The organism is Pseudomonas sp. CYM-20-01, from assembly GCF_023169845.1.
Classification (GTDB): Bacteria; Pseudomonadota; Gammaproteobacteria; order Pseudomonadales; family Pseudomonadaceae; genus Aquipseudomonas; species Aquipseudomonas azotoformans.
Window position 1 is genome coordinate 4675984 of record NZ_AP025169.1, and the last position, 13708, is coordinate 4689691.

Consider the following 13708-nt stretch of genomic DNA (forward strand, 5'->3'; position numbering starts at 1 on the left):
GAAAAACCGCTAGTTAACGTGAGCGACTACAACGACTATTCCAGTGAGTATCCAAAGCAAACCATGTAGAGGGAAACGTTGATATTCCTTATTGAGGAAACCTTTGGAACCTTTCTTAATCTAGTACGGACCCTGGTGGGGGATACCTGCAACCCCACCTCTAGCGATGTAAATTATTCGAAACCTTCCTATACGGCCCAGTACGATCAGGTCTTAAAATGCCCTGTGCGCTACGAGCAGAAGGACAACTTATTTACCTGTGACACGCTTTGGGCTGATAAACCGATCGCTACATATGACCCTCTTAGTCATCGTCAGGCATTGGATTTTCTCCAGATGACCATTTACAGAAAACTAATTCATCGAGTCTATTGAGCGCATCGTAGGGCGCAACCTGCCCCCCTCACCTTAGGTGCAGTTGCAATGCAACTTTGTATGAGTGATCGAACTCTAAGACGACGACTGGCGGACCTAGGAAGATCTTATAAAAACATACTTGACACAATTCGTCACCAGCGAGAACTTAACTTACTGAGAAATTCACGCCTTACAATTTAAGAAATTGCTTATGAGGTCAATTTCAGCATTCTCATAACTTCCGCAGGGAATTTAAAAGATAGACAGGTCATAGACCAAGACAAATTCTGACCCAATCCAACTCCATACACGCATTACCTCATTAAATAAATAATAACAGATATTTCGATAGAACTTGACAAAGACATCACCCCTCACAATCTAAGCTGAACTAGATTCCCTTTTCGATGTAAATCATTGCCACTTCCCAACACGAGATGATTTCGACACCGGCCTTTATTTTTGAAACCGGATATTTTTATCACATTATCAAATAAAAACTCCTGATCAATAAATGTGAATCCCTGGATAGTGACGAGTCGATGCACGCAGGTTAAAAATCCCATCAAAGCATATTACCTCGAGACGCTCCAATCACTCCACAGACGCATAAAATGACTACACCTAAACTAAATATTGAGTAAGGATAACTCTATAAGCTACACAAGCCCCACAGCAAAAAATCGAATTAAATATACAAAAAGCACAGAAAATTTTTTCTTCTAAATTAAGCAACCATAGGAAATTATTATTTTTTAAATCAAATATTGACCGAAGAGATTCTTCGTCGCCAAAAACTCGACTCAGCGCGAGTTTGATGCATCTGCGAGATCTCTCAATCGAAACTATTGGACGGAAACCGCATGGAGGCTTTGGACTTTTAGTCTAGCTGGTTGCTAGCTAAATAATGGCGGATCCGCCCTGAAAAGGGAAATCGCCATGATGCCGAAACTAGATAGCTTACCCGCACTTACAAAAATCTTTTATCGCCCCATCGATGCAGCAATTAGATGGTGCAACTTAATGCATTATGAAAATAACATACTCGAGTCAGCTTGGAATTCCAATTCTTCATTATCAAAGATCTTTCCCCAGTGGCCGTGCCTACATACAAATATGGAGCGGATCATCGACGCGATACGCAACAAAGAGCTCCCCTATGGTTTCTTTGGCGTTACAGTCCCTCATGAAACAGCTATCGATTACAGGTTACTGACAATTCGACACGCCGACCTTAAGTGGTGGATGAGCCAAAATTATCCGGACCAACACCCAATTTTCCTTTTTGGAAATCGGCCACTCATAACTGAACAAAAAATTAGCGTTGGTACTTATTTAACTCTGCGAGCAGACAGAGATGCACTGGAGACAGAGCTGAAAGCGAAAAATACGTCTCTGCGTGAGATATTGGACGACCTCAAAACAACCGGACTGCAGCGAGAAAGTCTAAGAAATTTCGCTATCGCAACGAGTAGTCTGAGCGAGCGGAGTGAAATTAGCTATCAACATATAATCGCTGCATTAATTCAAACACTGTTAGGGAGCTCACCTGCTGGGAAGCCTAACTCAGTGTTTTCTAGCCAAGCTGCTATAGTCGACTCAATAACAGCTCACTACCCGAATATCCCAGGTTTGAGCAAGCGCTCTCTCGATGCAAAATTTGCTGCTGCTCGGCGCCGTCTTTCTCGGAGATGAAGCGAATTGCGACGCAACGACGGCTTTTGCAGTGCAATGACTCCCCCACTTTTCTGCTATTCAATTCAGATCACTTCCCATCACGCGCCAATCGACGCCAGGAGTGACCAGCATGTCTAGCCAACCCTCCGCCATCACTGAAGCTCCTCGACCACAGGTCGAACGTCACATCATGCGCCGTGACGAGGTGGAGCGAAAAACCGGCTTCAAGCGTGCGCACATCTACAACCTGATGAGGGAAGGAAAATTTCCTCAAGCTAAGCGCATTGGACTGCGTGCGGTGGGCTGGGATTCGATGGAGATCGAACGGTGGGTCGTTGAACGATTGGATCAGCAGGTCTAATGGCCATGCGTGTGGTATCGGTGGTCTCCACCAAAGGTGGGGTATGCAAAACCACTGTAGCCGCCAATCTCGGCGGCCTGCTGGCGGGTACTGGCCTGCGCGTCCTGCTGCTCGATCTGGATAGCCAACCCACCCTCTCCAGCTATTACGCTTTGAGCCGGAAAGCTGTTGCTGGTGCGTACGAGCTCATTGCACTCAACTTAACAGCACCTGAGCAAATTATTTCCGAAACTGTGATCGCAGGGCTCGACCTGATCATCTCCAACGACGATAAAGGCCAACTGGGTACATTGCTGCTGCATGCCCCTGACGGGCGATTACGGTTGCGCAATCTGCTCGACAATTTTCGCCCCGGTTATGACCTGCTGTTGGTCGACACCCAAGGCGCACGTAGCGTTCTGCTGGAAATGGCCATCCTGGCATCCGATCTCGCCCTCTCCCCCATCACGCCGGAAATGCTCGCCGCCCGCGAACTGCGCCGCGGCACCTTGAAGCTGCTGAGTGAGCTAGAACCGTTCCGTCACCTGGGCATTACACCGCCACCGTTGCGACTGCTGCTGAACCAGGTAAATAGCATCCGGGTAGACACGCGAATGATCATCCGTGGCCTGCGCGAGACCCTCACAGGGGCTACTAACACCTCGGTTCTAGAAACCGTAGTTCCAGACCGGGTGGCTTATCTCAATGCCGCTTCCCTTGGCCTACCGGTCCACCGAATCGAGACTCGCCAGCCATCGCCATCTGCGTTGGAAACCATGCAAGCGCTGGCCATCGAACTGTTTCCGGAATGGCGCGAAACGATCTCTACGGTGAGCCGATGCGCGGAGGTTCTATGAGGCGAATCTATAAGCCCGCATTTCTCACCCAGTCATTGGGTTTGATCAACCTTGAGGCCAACCGTGTTTGGCTAGGAGTCTTCTGATGTTGGACCAATTGCCCATCATCGTTCCACCCTCGATTCGACCACACCACCCAACTTGCGAGGAGTACTGCACCGTGGTCTTTCGTCTGCAGGGCGGGCGCTCGGCCATGGGGTGGTTCCTCGCAGAACTTTCCCAACATTTCGAAGGTTCAGGGACTGCCGAGATCGTAAAATTCGAGGTCGGTGACCATTTGCGTAACCGGCGTTAACTGAGGTTGTTCCGATGAAGAAGCTCAGTCAGGAGGAAATCACCGAAAAGCTGCACCGGGACCATTTCCTCCGGGGTCAAGAACTGGAGCAACTGTCCGATCCAGTTACTGACACGCCTATGGTGATGACTCTGGAGCAGTTGCGGCCCTACGAACACAACCCGCGTTTCATTCGTAATCCGCTGTACGATGATATCAAGGCTTCGATCCGTGAACGCGGGCTGGATCAACCACCACCGATTACTCGTCGCCCTGGTGAACCCTATTTCACCATCCGCAACGGCGGCAATACGCGCTTGGCGATTCTCGGCGAGCTGTGGCAAGAAACCCGCGACGAGCGTTTTTTCCGAATCCATTGCCTGTTCCGGCCTTGGACCAGTGAGATTACCGCCCTCCTCGGCCATCTGGTCGAAAGTGATCTACACGGTCAACTCACCTTCATTGAACGTGCTCTGGCCGTACTTAAACTCAAAACCATGCTCGAAGCAGATGACGCTGCGCTGTCGCAACGTGAGCTGGCACGACGCCTTGCCGCTGGGGGTTACCCTATTTCACAGTCGCACATCAGCCGGATGCTCGACACCCTCGAACACTTACTGCCTGCCATTCCACAAACCTTGTATGCCGGATTGGGTAAGCCCCAGATCGAACGACTGATCGGTCTACGTAGCCAGGCTGAACGAACCTGGAACCGATATCCAACCGCCACCGTTGCGTTCGCCGATTTTTGGCTCGATACACTGGGTTACTTTGATGCCGAACCCGAGTCATTCGATCTTGAGCAGCTTCAAGATGAACTGCTCGAACGCATGAGCCGCTTGCTCGGACAGTCCTACCGTATGTTGGCCTTGGAACTGAGCGATACCCGGCGGGTCATCTCGACGCCGGGCATCGTCGTAATCACGCCCTCAGTGAACAACCATCTGCCGAACGTTAACGAAGCCGCGGCAGAACCTCTCTCCTCCGATCCTCATCCCAAATCAACTGAGACCAAATCCCAGATCGAAACAGCGCAAGAGGAACTGCTCACACCGCCCGAAACGAATGCCGTATTAGCAGTCAGCCCTCCGTCTCGCGTTCAACAGATTCGCGAACAGATCGATCGCGAGACCGCCACCGAAGCTGCATCTTCGGTCGACACCTATGCGACCGACGACATCTGGACCATTGCACCAGCACTGGATAGCCCCGAACAACTGCGTTTAGCCATCGCCGGACTGGCGCGGGAAATGGCAAATTATGCGGGTCATCCCGAGAGCATCGTCGATCAGCCGCTTGGCTTGGGCTTCGCCCTGAACATCGAGCGAGTTGATCTTGCAGCGCCTCGCGCAATCGGCGTTCACCTACTGCTCATGGCACTGTTGCGCGCTCAAGACGACGTCAACTGGGAGGATCGCAAGCAACTGCCTTCAGCCCTGTTCGGGCAGTTGTTGTTGGGGGTATATCAACTCCCGCTGACAGATCGTCCCGCCATGGATGTGGGACTGGAGCGGCTGCCCGACAGTCTGTTAATCAAACTGTATCGCCTGATCCGTTTGGCCCGTCGTCTCATCGACATAACGCTTCTCCCTGAAGACGACTCGCCGGAGAAATTGCCATGAGTCTGTCCTTCAATGTGCTCAACCAAGCCATGCTGACCCAGGTGCTACACGAGTTGCGCCAGGGCAACCTGCAGCGCTGCAAAGCACTCGGACTGGGTGAGGACGACATCTACCTGTTGCGATCCTTACCACCCGCCACGCTGTCACGTCTGGCCCATGCCACCGTCCCCTGGGTTGAGGTCAAGATTGACTCGCCGGTACTGCATCGGTTGATCGAGCAAGCCGAACGCGACGAGCAGAACGAGCGCTTGATCAATCGAGCGCTCAAGCTCGGCGCCAGCAGCACCATCATGTATCAGTGCTTCGGCCTGGCGCATTCCGAAACCGCCTTGCGTCGGCGTCTGCTCAAGATAGAAACCCGTAAGGGCCGCCCTCAGCATTTGAGCGAAGCGCAGGAACATGCGCTCTGGCAGCGATGGTGCCAGCTACGCGCTCAGGACGGTACCGAGGATCAGCTCGACGCCATGATGATGCTGGCGGAGGAGCAACAGATCAGCTTGACCATTGTTTGGCAGCAGATCGACCATTACAGCAACAAAATATGAACACTCCCCCCTCCAGTCGCTGGCAGCGTGTACTACAGCAATGCACCCGGCAGCTAAGTGAACGCTGGCCCGCACGCCCTACCACTGAACAACCCTCCAACCAAGCTCTGCAGGCTGGCTTTCTGTTCAGTGGCCAATCACACGAAGTCGTGCCGCGTCACCTGCTGTTGGATCATCGGCTGACACCATTGGAACGCAATGCCTGGCAGGTGTTTCGACTCATGCTCCAAGGCCAGGGCGTGGTAACACCGAGCTATGAGGATTTGCAGCCTTACCTGTCGAGCGTGCCTTACGGCGCGTCAGCCTCACGTGAAACCATTGCTCGGGTGTTGACGATGCTCAGGTTGACGCGCTGGCTCAGTTTGGTGAGTCGCGGACGCGATCAGCTCAGCGGACGTCTTCAAGGTTCGCTGTACATTCTGCACGATGAGCCGTTAACCCCCGCCGAAGCCATGGAATTGGATCAGGATTACCTGGCGCTAGTCGGACATGCCCTCGGTCATGCAACGAAGGCGGTGCGTATTGTCGCCCAGCACGTTGTGGAGGAAGTTCGCCAAGACACGAATATCGATCGGGATCGGTTACCGACGCGGCTCGACAGTTGGGGCGAACATTGGGTGCAGCAAGGATTGGATCAGGCAACCGATGCCACTCTGCACGATTCCGAACGGGAGGAAGATGCCCTCGTTCGGAATCATGCAGGCCCTCGTTCGGATTCCGAACCGAGTCTGAACGCCAGTGTTTCCCGCACCGTTCGGAATCCGAACGCCGCCTGTACTGTATTAAAAGAAAGTATTTGTACAGTACCGCGCGCGACCCCAGCGGTGAATAACCTGCGTTGGCCCGCTGCGCTGCACCTGAGTCCAAACGAGCGTCAGGCCGTCGCCGTGGCGCTGAATAAGCTCAAACCAGTGGATCGGCAGGCGGTGCTCAACGAAGCGGGGGCACGTTGTGCGGCCGGTGGAATCCGCAAGCCAGCGGCGTATCTGATGGGCCTGATCCAGCGTGCACTGAAAGGCGACTTCCGGCCTTGGGCAGGTCAGGCCGAACCATCACCCATTGCAGAACCGCCCCCACCCGCCCCCTCGCGGCCATCTCGACAACAGGGCGAACCCGCTTCTGCCCTTGCCCAAGCGTGCCTGAATGAGCTACGCCAACTGCGCGGCAAACGCGGTGGACGTCAGTAGATTTGATGCCACTGGCATCAAATCCATGGAGTTCCACTCTACGAACACGTCGGACCAAACTATGAAACTCTTAGGGAAAAGCCGGGACACCCTTCCCACTGACGTCTCCATAGTTAGCCCTCTTAAACCAAACCGAACAGACCGCGTTCAGCTTTTTGGCTGCCCTTGCCCCTCATCTGTCGCAACGTTTCCGTCCAAGCCGATGCGAGGACAACACTGTGGCCGATCACTACCAACTCAACCTGGGTTCATTGCGCAGCAGCATCACCCTGACCTTGCACACTCACCACGCCGCCCGTATCTGGCAAGGTCGGCCCGCACGTGAAGGTGTCCACTCGATCATGGGCATGGCGGGGTACATCAGCGTGACCAACCTGATCAAACAAACCGCAGCGCAGGACGATCCCTATGCCGATTGGGCGATCATACAGCTCGAAGAAAAACTGATGCAGGCCAAGGCTGGGATGCGGGAACTGACCCAACAGCTGGACCGAATCAGACAGGACCTGCCGACACAGATCGACATGGGCGACAACCTCAACATCCACCCTGTCACCTTGCCGTTGTATATCGGCAGCCAGCTGGGTTTTCTGGCGGTCTACCTGCTGACCGACTACGACACCTTGGTGCGTCGTACCCTATTGGCCCATCACACCGCCTTGATCGGCCGCGTCGACATGGAAGCCTGGATCGATGATGGCGCCCATCTGCTGCGCAGCCTATTCGGCCAGGCCCAGCGCTATCGGCATGCCGGCGTCACACGCGATGACATGGCGGCGAACAACGCCCGTGCCATTGTGGCTATCGAGAAACTGGGTTTGCCCCCAATGGACATCCTGGAAGGTCATCGCCGCTCCCAGTTCGCGCCGCCAATCATTCGCCGTGGTGCTGTGCCAGTGGATGACGCCGACGCGTCGGCAGAAGACGTGGGAGCGTCGTCTGCGACAGTGAATGAGCCGGAGGACGAAGCATGAATCCCATGAATCCGGCTCACCTAATGCCCTTCGACGCGTTGGACGCGTTGACACCGGATGCCTACCGGCAGCTCGAACACGCAGCCTCCCTAAAAGGCCTTTTAAAGCCCTTTAAGGGTAAGGGGGAGTTGGAACACCTGGCGCAGGAGGCGAGGGAAATCGAGGCGCAGTTATGTCGCCTGATGGAGGCTGTGGTGCAGCAGGCCGGACAGCCTCCTTACTCACTTCTGGATATCCGATTGGTGCTGCAGAACACCAGCGCGGGCAGCACTTTTTTGCGTTGGCGCACCCGTGATTTTGCCCGTATGGGGGTTGCGGTCTGGGAACGCCAGGTCTGCAACAACGCCCTGCCGCAGGCCGTACGCGAGGGATTGCACCGTTTCGAATGCGATCGCATTGCACTGAACTTGCAGATGAGCGTGGTGCATTCGCTCTACCGCCAGGCCTCGACCTGCGCGATCAAAATGGCCAGTGCCGAACGGTTGCTGCGCCAACTCACAACTGCAGTGGAGGTATCACGATGAGTACTTTTTTCGTCGGCGAAGGCAATATCGGCAGTGCGCCAGAGTTCCAAGAATTTCCATCAGGCAATGACGAGCCACGGCGTTTGCTAAGGCTGAATGTGTACTTCGACAACCCCGTGCCACGCGAGGGCAGCTTTGAAGATCGAGGCGGCTATTGGGCGCCGGTTGAGCTCTGGCACCGCGAGGCTGAACACTGGAGCACGCTGTACCAGAAAGGCATGCGTGTGTTGGTCGAAGGCCGCACCGTGCGCGATGAGTGGGAGGACAGCGCAGACAATGCGCGGGTCACCTTCAAGATCGAGGCCCGTCGAGTCGGCATCCTGCCTCATCGGGTACACAGTGTGGTCATGCGGGAACGATCCAGTGAACCGGCGTCATCTGCGACACCTGCCGGGCAAAATAAAGAACAGGCCAGCTCATCTGCGTCGAGGTCCAAAAAGCGCAGAGGTCAACCACCGTTGGACTGACAGGCTTCAGGCATAAAAATTGCGCCTCTGCGCGAATTAACTGGCCTGTCGTTACTCGCTGCGCGTGAAGACCCACCCTGTTGCCCACGCTAAAACGGGGTAGCAGCCTCGGAACTCAAGACTGCCTTCACCGACTAACATGAGGGACCTGCAAGTCAGGTTTCTCATATCTCGCAACTGCTGTTTCCAACAACGCTGCTCCGAACTCAATCCGGAGCAGTTTTATGCGCCTCTTCCTCTGCGAGAAACCTTCCCAAGGTAGAGACATTGCCAAGGTCCTCGGAGCCACCCGGCGCGGTGAGGGTTGCCTAATCGGCACCGATTCAACCGTCACCTGGTGTATCGGCCATCTGCTGGAGACGGCCCCACCCGAAGCCTATGGCACTCAGTACAAGCACTGGTCGTTGGATCATCTGCCGATCATTCCCGCGCAGTGGCAGGTCGAGGTCAAACCCAAGACCGCAGTGCAGTTTAAAGTCATCAAGCGCCTGCTCCGTGAAGCTACCACCGTCGTCATAGCGACCGACGCCGACCGCGAAGGTGAAATGATTGCCCGCGAGTTACTGGAGCTTTGCAAGTATCGAGGTCCCGTGCAACGTCTCTGGTTGTCTGCACTCAACGAGGCGTCGATTCGCAAAGCATTGTGCTCGCTGAAGTCTGGTCAGGAGACCTTCCCGCTCTATCATTCAGCCCTCGCCCGCAGCCGCGCCGATTGGTTGGTCGGCATGAACCTCAGTCGCTTGTTTACTCTCCTCGGACGGCGGGTGGGATACGACGGCGTACTGTCGGTTGGACGCGTCCAGACCCCTACTTTACGTCTGGTAGTCGATCGGGATCGTGCGATTGCCAGCTTCATCTCGGTGCCCTACTGGGATGTGGATGTGCACCTGTCCTCAATGGGGCAACCATTCATCGCGTCGTGGTTACCACCAAGCTCAGGACGAGATGAAGCCGGTCGTTGCCTGCAGCAGGCGCTTGCCCGCCAGACGGTCCAAGCGATCTCTAGCGGTAAGACCGCTACAGTACTCTCGCTGCAGACTGAACACTCCCGCGAAGCGCCACCCCTGCCCTTCGACCTGAGCACACTGCAAGAAGTCTGCTCGCGCAAGTTGGGTCTCGGAGTCCAGGAAGTCCTGAACATCGCCCAGGCTCTGTACGAAACCCACAAAGCCACCACCTACCCGCGCAGCGATTGCCGCTATTTGCCAGAGAGTATGTTCAACGAGGTACCCGCAGTATTCGATGCCCTGCTCAAAACGGATCCCGCGCTGCAGCCCGCATTGGGAAGACTCGATCGATTACTGCACTCCCGCGTGTGGAACGATGCCAAGGTCACCGCGCACCATGGCATCATACCAACCACCGAGCCGGCGAACCTTGCGCGGATGTCCGAACAAGAACGCCAAGTCTACGAACTGATCCGTAGCCACTACCTCGCACAATTTCTTCCGCATCATGAGTTTGATCGGACCCAGGTCGAACTGGAGTGTGGTGAAGAACGATTGACCGCTATTGGCAAACAGATCCTGGTCCAGGGCTGGAAAGGCTTGCTCTGCGAAAATACCGAAGAGGATGAACCCAGTCACAAGTCCCAAGTATTGCCCGTCTTGCAACAGGGTACTCAGTGCGTAGTGGACGACGTCGAACTCAAGTCCATGCGCACTGCCGCTCCCAAACCACTCACTGAGGGCGATCTGATCAAGGCCATGAAAAATGTGGCCAAGCTGGTCAACGACCCACGCCTGAAACAGAAGCTTCGGGACACCGCCGGTATCGGCACCGAAGCCACGCGAGCCGGTATCATCAAGGGGTTGATTGATCGCGGTTATTTGCTGAAGAAAAAACGCGCCTTGATGGCCTCCGCAGCGGCCCATACCCTGATCGAGGCGGTACCCGCTGCAATCGCAGATCCAGGCATGACCGCGATCTGGGAACAGGCCCTGGACGAAATCGAAGCAGGGCGCCTGTCACTGGATGCATTCGTCACCAAGCAGGCGAACTGGATTGCGCAGTTGGTCGCACGCTGCGGTTCACTTACTTTAGCCATGCCTATCGAAGCCGGTCCGACCTGCCCCATTTGCAACGCCTCAATGCTCAGGCGAAAGGGGAAATCAGGGCCGTTCTGGTCATGCTCCCACTATCCGGACTGCAAGGGCACTGTGCCAATCAGAAAAGATACGCATCGCCCATGACACGCCATTGGAGATCAACATGAGTATTGGGGGCGATATACGGGTCAGTGCATCATCAACGGCGACTGATCCCTCTCTAAATCGCTTAGGGGTTGCCCGATCTCACGGGCCAAGGCGATGCCTGTCGAAATCCATATCTGCCCCAGTTCGTTGAATGCTTTCAGGTGAGCAGGATTTTCGTTGAGCCAATGAACAAGGCTGTCGAAGTGCTCGGGGTTCTCCGGGCAATCATGAATCTTGATGAACAGCTCCAGTGTTCGATCCCAAATCAGATCCATGACGTTCTCGCTCTCTTCTTCCATGCTCAACCGTTCCTCAGCTTGGCCGTATCAGACCGTTCATTCTCACTGACCACCTCGGACTCTGATTCCTGGAGGAATAGAAGCCACGTCGCATTACACAGCGATTTCAGCCAATATAACAACCCAATAAGTCGATACTCAACCGCTAAGGATGTTCATGTCAATGGGTCTTTGCTCAACCATTCGGGTTGAACTGGAGAACTCATCACTTGGCACATAAACATCCAACCCAAGCCCAAATCGGGCGCATGATCGCGAAACACCGGACCGAGCGTAATCTCACCCAGGAAGAGGTGGCTGAACGCATGGGGATCGGCAGTGAAGCCATTTCGCGCCTGGAGCGGGGTGTGGTGGAGCTTTCCGTGGTCAAGCTGATGCAACTGGCGGACATTTTCGACTGCAGGATGGATGAACTGCTGACGGAGTCGAGCAATCGTCCCAAGGACCAGGGCCAGATGATCGCGGGTCTGCTGAGTGGTCTGAAAGAAAGTGACCGTGCCTTTATCCTGGCGACCGTCGAACAGTTGGCTGCTCATCTCGCCAACAAGTGAGCTTATACGCTCGCATTCGGTATAGGGGCCTTTGAGGGGAGGCTCTCTGCCTTGACGTCATCCCGCCCTCTCTGCTGTAGTGCTTCAGGATCATCGCCAATGGCGACCCAAGACCGATGCGCTCCGGGTAGCTCGGTCGGACTCCTAGAGTTCGGGGCCTTTTCTTCTGTGGGATTTCACTCCCGTTTTGTGCTCGACCTGATCGTGGTGGCGGATGACCAGTGTTGCCTCTAGGGCAACAGTGGTCATCCACTTCGGCGATCGTATTCAGTCCCGGAGCCCGCCGGGGAAACACTGGGCACCTTTTGTGCGCGGATGCGTGCCCGCATGTTCCGACCCAGGCCACGACAAGGGTCGGTTGGCGAATCATGGCGCAGTCAACCCAAGTTTTGCGAGGAGTTTGTCGACTGCGTACGACCGTCAAAGGTGGCTTTTCTCTTCTTCGCCTGGCACCTCGCCAGGCCCACTCTTCACTTTCTTCAGTCCGGTGACTACCACTCTATTCCGGCCATAAAAAATCGGGTGGCAGCGTCTTGACGCTCCCCTGTGACAGGCTTATACAAAGGGCGTGGTTCGCTGTCGTTGACAGCCCAGCCCAGGTAGCTTGAACCTTTAAGGCTACGCCACGTTCGTGGTGGTTTACCCAAGTGCGATCAGCGTTCGGAAGCTCGCGCGGTTACCGCTTCAGCGGTAATGAATGCCCACTACCCCATGCCTGCGAATCACCACCGCAGACGTTTCTCTGCTGCTCCGCTATTCCCCCAGACGCATCGTTCTGATCGTCATCGGTTTGCCGGTGGCGAGTCGTTCATCGCTCGCCTTCACCTTACCCACCCTGACGGAGGCTCACTTCCCTGTCAGGGGCTGTGCGTCGCCGTTTTCCCTTGAAACAGGAGAACCACCATGACCCACGCCAACCACTCCCAAGAAGCGACCACTTACTTCAATCTGCACACCGTCGGTATCGGTTATCTCAACCGTGTTCGTGAAGTACAAGTCCGCCGCGGCCAGCCATTCATGGCTTGCGATATCGCAGCCCTGCACGGTGCCAGCGATGCGGTGGAGTACACCCGTTTCGACTGCAAGGTCGCTGGGGGTGAAGCTGAACGCTTGATTCGTCTCTATATGGACGCCGTCAAAGCCGAGAAAAAGGTCTTGCTGTCTTTCCGTATCGGCGACCTGTGGATCGATCCGTTTCTCTACGAGAAAGGCGATAAACAAGGTCAACCGGGCGCCAGCCTGAAAGGTCGTTTGCTGTTCATTGACTGGATCAAGGTCAACGGCACGTTCGAATACAAAGCGCCCGCCAGGCAGGAAGTAACAGCACCTGCTGAGCAAGCGCCAAACAGTGAGCCATCCCCTTCATCGGCTGATACCGAAGCTGAGGAGACCGCAAACCCAACAGAGGCTCGGGTCGAACCTGAATCTCCACCCACTCCCCGCACGGCCCGCCGTGATGCCACCCGTACCGTTCAGTCCGCCTGAACAGTCCACGATGTTCCTCATCAAGGCGCTCCGTCGAGCGCCTTTTCTTCAATCCGCACAGGAGAACCAACATGGAATCCTTCTGGCTTTGCGACGACTGCCTGTTTGCTACTGCTTACGAGGACTACAGCACGTTATCGCTCTATTACACGACGGATGAAATTGAGAAACGCATCGCCGGCATCCATCGAGAATTGGTTCGGTTAATGCCCATCAGTGCCGACTTCGATCCCGAAACTGGCTGGGGAATAAAAGCTTTTTCCCCATTGCCCTGCGACGGTTGTAGTTCGCCCCTACACGGTCAACGCCAGCGATTCACGCGGCTATAAACAGCGCGCCATCTGCTAACGCCCG

The 13708-nt window shown here is 55.1% G+C and carries 16 protein-coding genes; 15 read left to right on the forward strand and 1 reads right to left on the reverse strand.

Annotated elements, in window-relative coordinates:
* Positions 1-135 precede the first annotated feature (135 nt).
* The 12 genes from M2497_RS20965 (at position 136) to M2497_RS21015 (ending at position 11016) form a co-directional block, all read left to right on the forward strand.
* Complete coding sequence (locus M2497_RS20965; protein WP_248488238.1) at positions 136-375, forward strand: hypothetical protein; 240 nt, start codon at positions 136-138, stop codon at positions 373-375.
* 921 nt (positions 376-1296) lie between these two features.
* The gene (locus M2497_RS20970) at positions 1297-2052 is read left to right on the forward strand and encodes a hypothetical protein (RefSeq protein ID WP_248482874.1); all 756 of its coding nucleotides are present in this window, start codon (positions 1297-1299) and stop codon (positions 2050-2052) included.
* Positions 2053-2164: 112 nt separating this feature from the next.
* The gene (locus M2497_RS20975) at positions 2165-2395 is read left to right on the forward strand and encodes an AlpA family phage regulatory protein (protein ID WP_248482876.1); all 231 of its coding nucleotides are present in this window, start codon (positions 2165-2167) and stop codon (positions 2393-2395) included.
* Positions 2396-2400: 5 nt separating this feature from the next.
* Positions 2401-3231: a ParA family protein gene (locus tag M2497_RS20980; RefSeq protein WP_248482878.1), complete on the forward strand. Its 831-nt coding sequence runs from the start codon at positions 2401-2403 to the stop codon at positions 3229-3231.
* 85 nt (positions 3232-3316) lie between these two features.
* Positions 3317-3526: a hypothetical protein gene (locus tag M2497_RS30730; RefSeq protein ID WP_348984764.1), complete on the forward strand. Its 210-nt coding sequence runs from the start codon at positions 3317-3319 to the stop codon at positions 3524-3526.
* A 14-nt stretch (positions 3527-3540) separates the two neighbouring features.
* Positions 3541-5127 carry a ParB family protein gene (locus M2497_RS20985; protein ID WP_248482880.1) on the forward strand — a complete coding sequence of 529 codons (1587 nt, stop codon included), beginning with the start codon at positions 3541-3543 and terminating at the stop codon, positions 5125-5127.
* Positions 5124-5672, forward strand: a complete 549-nt coding sequence (locus M2497_RS20990; protein ID WP_248482882.1) for a DUF2857 domain-containing protein — start codon at positions 5124-5126, stop codon at positions 5670-5672. Before M2497_RS20985 ends, M2497_RS20990 begins: the two co-directional genes overlap by 4 nt.
* On the forward strand, positions 5669-6859 hold the full coding sequence (locus M2497_RS20995; protein ID WP_248482884.1) for an STY4528 family pathogenicity island replication protein: 1191 nt from the start codon (positions 5669-5671) through the stop codon (positions 6857-6859). The genes M2497_RS20990 and M2497_RS20995 overlap by 4 nt, the downstream gene beginning before the upstream one ends.
* A 218-nt stretch (positions 6860-7077) precedes the next feature.
* A complete protein-coding gene (locus M2497_RS21000; RefSeq protein WP_248482886.1) occupies positions 7078-7833 on the forward strand; it encodes a PFL_4669 family integrating conjugative element protein in 756 nt (251 codons plus the stop codon).
* Positions 7830-8357, forward strand: a complete 528-nt coding sequence (locus tag M2497_RS21005) for a DUF3158 family protein (protein WP_248482888.1) — start codon at positions 7830-7832, stop codon at positions 8355-8357. The genes M2497_RS21000 and M2497_RS21005 overlap by 4 nt, the downstream gene beginning before the upstream one ends.
* Positions 8354-8824: a single-stranded DNA-binding protein gene (locus M2497_RS21010; RefSeq protein WP_248482890.1), complete on the forward strand. Its 471-nt coding sequence runs from the start codon at positions 8354-8356 to the stop codon at positions 8822-8824. Before M2497_RS21005 ends, M2497_RS21010 begins: the two co-directional genes overlap by 4 nt.
* A gap of 224 nt (positions 8825-9048) precedes the next feature.
* Positions 9049-11016, forward strand: a complete 1968-nt coding sequence (locus M2497_RS21015) for a DNA topoisomerase III (protein WP_248482892.1) — start codon at positions 9049-9051, stop codon at positions 11014-11016.
* 44 nt (positions 11017-11060) lie between these two features.
* Here M2497_RS21015 and M2497_RS21020 read toward each other — a convergent pair whose 3' ends face one another.
* Positions 11061-11318, reverse strand: coding sequence for a hypothetical protein (locus M2497_RS21020; RefSeq protein ID WP_248482894.1), 258 nt, complete (start codon positions 11316-11318; stop codon positions 11061-11063).
* Between the two features lie 209 nt (positions 11319-11527).
* Here M2497_RS21020 and M2497_RS21025 point away from each other — a divergent pair, with 209 nt between their 5' ends.
* The 3 genes from M2497_RS21025 (at position 11528) to M2497_RS21035 (ending at position 13683) form a co-directional block, all read left to right on the forward strand.
* Complete coding sequence (locus M2497_RS21025; protein WP_248482896.1) at positions 11528-11869, forward strand: helix-turn-helix transcriptional regulator; 342 nt, start codon at positions 11528-11530, stop codon at positions 11867-11869.
* 903 nt (positions 11870-12772) lie between these two features.
* Entirely contained in the window at positions 12773-13354 is a 582-nt protein-coding gene (locus M2497_RS21030) for an STY4534 family ICE replication protein (RefSeq protein WP_248482897.1), read from the forward strand.
* A gap of 71 nt (positions 13355-13425) precedes the next feature.
* Complete coding sequence (locus M2497_RS21035; RefSeq protein WP_248482899.1) at positions 13426-13683, forward strand: hypothetical protein; 258 nt, start codon at positions 13426-13428, stop codon at positions 13681-13683.
* Positions 13684-13708: the final 25 nt, after the last annotated feature.

What these genes read in the sequence shown, in the direction of transcription:
- M2497_RS20970 (WP_248482874.1), top strand. Translation starts at nt 1,297, where the DNA reads ATGATGCCGAAACTAGATAGCTTACCCGCACTTACAAAAATCTTTTAT.
- M2497_RS20975 (WP_248482876.1), top strand. Translation starts at nt 2,165, where the DNA reads ATGTCTAGCCAACCCTCCGCCATCACTGAAGCTCCTCGACCACAGGTC.
- M2497_RS20980 (WP_248482878.1), top strand. Translation starts at nt 2,401, where the DNA reads ATGCGTGTGGTATCGGTGGTCTCCACCAAAGGTGGGGTATGCAAAACC.
- M2497_RS30730 (WP_348984764.1), top strand. Translation starts at nt 3,317, where the DNA reads ATGTTGGACCAATTGCCCATCATCGTTCCACCCTCGATTCGACCACAC.
- M2497_RS20985 (WP_248482880.1), top strand. Translation starts at nt 3,541, where the DNA reads ATGAAGAAGCTCAGTCAGGAGGAAATCACCGAAAAGCTGCACCGGGAC.
- M2497_RS20990 (WP_248482882.1), top strand. Translation starts at nt 5,124, where the DNA reads ATGAGTCTGTCCTTCAATGTGCTCAACCAAGCCATGCTGACCCAGGTG.
- M2497_RS20995 (WP_248482884.1), top strand. Translation starts at nt 5,669, where the DNA reads ATGAACACTCCCCCCTCCAGTCGCTGGCAGCGTGTACTACAGCAATGC.
- M2497_RS21005 (WP_248482888.1), top strand. Translation starts at nt 7,830, where the DNA reads ATGAATCCCATGAATCCGGCTCACCTAATGCCCTTCGACGCGTTGGAC.
- M2497_RS21010 (WP_248482890.1), top strand. Translation starts at nt 8,354, where the DNA reads ATGAGTACTTTTTTCGTCGGCGAAGGCAATATCGGCAGTGCGCCAGAG.
- M2497_RS21015 (WP_248482892.1), top strand. Translation starts at nt 9,049, where the DNA reads ATGCGCCTCTTCCTCTGCGAGAAACCTTCCCAAGGTAGAGACATTGCC.
- M2497_RS21020 (WP_248482894.1), bottom strand. Translation starts at nt 11,318, where the DNA reads ATGGAAGAAGAGAGCGAGAACGTCATGGATCTGATTTGGGATCGAACA.
- M2497_RS21030 (WP_248482897.1), top strand. Translation starts at nt 12,773, where the DNA reads ATGACCCACGCCAACCACTCCCAAGAAGCGACCACTTACTTCAATCTG.
- M2497_RS21035 (WP_248482899.1), top strand. Translation starts at nt 13,426, where the DNA reads ATGGAATCCTTCTGGCTTTGCGACGACTGCCTGTTTGCTACTGCTTAC.